At 52.7% G+C, this 853-nt stretch carries 1 protein-coding gene; it reads left to right on the plus strand.

From position 1 onward, the window contains the following. Positions 1–471 precede the first annotated feature (471 nt). The gene (locus AC1RPG_RS07800) at positions 472–798 is read left to right on the plus strand and encodes a hypothetical protein (RefSeq protein WP_481762439.1); all 327 of its coding nucleotides are present in this window, start codon (positions 472–474) and stop codon (positions 796–798) included. Positions 799–853 lie beyond the last annotated feature (55 nt).

An 853-nucleotide genomic window follows, 5' to 3' on the forward strand; every position in this document is an offset into this window, starting at 1 on the left:
ATCCTCGAAAAATACGTGCGGCTCGCGATCATGCACGCGAAGACCACGTACAAGGACTTCAATCACCACGTGCCGCTTGACGACGTGATCCAGATTTATATGATCGTCGTGAGCCGGGCTATTGATCGATGTGACGCACGTCAAGGAGTGCCTACGACGTTCATCACCAACTGGTTCAAGAGTGCTAGGTCCGAAGTTGCAGAGATGTCGAAGGATCAGGGTGATCAGTCGTACGAAGCACTGGTCGAAGAAATGGGCGATGCATCGTCAGATGTGCTTGGATCGACTGGCCNCGAGATAGACGGAGAGATGCAGGATCACATAGCCTATATCTCGAAACAGATTGATCGTCAGGGCTACGTGCGTGCCGCACTCGGGATACCGGAGAGGCTGACTAAAGAGCAGATTCAAATGCTGAACGAGTTCGTCGTTGTTATGGAGGACTAAATTGGACACCCCCTTGAGGTGAGCGTGGCGGCTCTAAAGGCACTCGTCGCGGATTATGCGCTACGCACACAACAGGCAGAACTTCTGACCAGTCGCCTTATCGATAGCAACCTCGATGACGCGGCCAAGATCGCGTTGTTCGAAGTTGTTCAGAAGCAACTGGAGGCGCGTGCCCATGATCGGGCCGTTCATCAGCAGGCAGTTCTAGAAGCTACCTGCTTTGCACTGGACGCAGCTCTCGCGCAGGATGATGAAGGTCTGCGCGAGACCATCGTCGCAATATACCGGGATTTGACAACGGCAGTTTCATCACTGACCCGCGTTCCCGTTTCGTCCACTGATAGTAAATAGTGTGGACACGCAGTACCAGTAACAAACCATCAACAAAGCAGGGATAGCATCAAAT

This window comes from Dellaglioa sp. CoH-57-MRSF-18 (assembly GCF_056781995.1).